Genomic DNA, 1,169 nt, shown 5'->3' on the forward strand with positions numbered 1-1,169 from the left:
ACCATTGGCCGCGAGACGACATGGCTGCGGATCGAGGCTGCGAAGATGCCGTAGCCGACGAAAACCACGAATGTCAAAAGCATGAAGACGGAACTCAGTTCCAGCATTTTCGACAGCGCATTGGGCTCGGTGGTGCTGACGAACTGCGGCAGGAAGGCGAAGAAGAAGATCGACAGTTTCGGATTGAGCACGTTGACGAGGATACCGGTGGCAATCACCTTGCCGGCCGAGCGCGGCGTCACATCCTGCTCGACGCTGAGGCCGCCCTTTTCCTTCAGCGTGTTCCAGGCCATGTAGAGCAGGTAGGCGACGCCGAGATATTTCAGCGTCTCGAAGGCGAGCGCACTGGTGTGCAGCAGCGCCGCCAGGCCAGTGATGGCGGCGGCCATGTGCGGGATGATGCCGAGCGTGCAGCCGAAGGCGGCGATGACGCTGGCCCGCGCACCGCGCGAGAGGCCGGCGCTCAGCGTGTAGAGAACGCCGGTGCCGGGCGAAGCCACGACAATCAGGGACGTCAACAGAAATTCGATGCTCACGATGGTTCCTCCGCCACCCTACCAAGCCAGGAAGGTACCGGGCTGCGGGTCGGCGCACAAGCGGAGGCGACGGGAGATTGGCTACACCGGTAATCCGAGCGCCTGGCGTGCCATCAGACACTCCTCGTCGCCGGGCATGCAGGCGCGACAGACGTCCGGCCGCACGTCGTAGATGCCGCAAGCGGTCGACTTGCCGATCTCGCCGGACAGCGCCGAGCAGCGCACGCCCTCGCAACGCATGCCTGACAGGTCGGATGCGACATATTTTTCCGGGATACGGTCGAGCTGTGCGTCATCCTCGGTGGAAAAGCGCGGCCACTCGGCCGAATAGGAACAGCAGGCACCGCAGCTTTGGCAATCGAAGGTGCCCTGTTGCGACGACAAAACGCTTGCGGCGGCCACCAGGGCGGACAGCCCTGGCGCGGCGGGGTTGTGATCGGCGTCTTGCGGCAAGGCGCTATTTCTTCTTGGCCGTCTTGCCCTTCGGCGAATCCGCCGGCTACTTGAACAGGTCGGTCGCGGCCTCGGTGGCGTCGCCGGCTTTCGGCGCGGCAACCGGCTTCGCCGGTTTTGCCGCAGCACCCGAGGCTGCCGGCTGATCCTTGGAGGAGAATTTTATGGCCATGTCAGTCC

The 1,169-nt window shown here is 64.0% G+C and carries 2 protein-coding genes; both read right to left on the minus strand.

Annotated features, from left to right (window positions below):
* Nucleotides 1–536: LysE family translocator (locus EN969_RS31995; protein ID WP_164758708.1), on the minus strand; the 536-nt coding region annotated here is incomplete at its 3' end.
* Between the two features lie 81 nt (nucleotides 537–617).
* On the minus strand, nucleotides 618–938 hold the full coding sequence (locus EN969_RS32000; RefSeq protein WP_032809400.1) for a YkgJ family cysteine cluster protein: 321 nt from the start codon (nucleotides 936–938) through the stop codon (nucleotides 618–620).
* Nucleotides 939–1,169 lie beyond the last annotated feature (231 nt).

Origin of the sequence: Mesorhizobium sp. M7A.F.Ca.CA.003.01.2.1, from assembly GCF_003998945.1 — a bacterium.
Lineage (GTDB): Bacteria > Pseudomonadota > Alphaproteobacteria > Rhizobiales > Rhizobiaceae > Mesorhizobium > Mesorhizobium ciceri.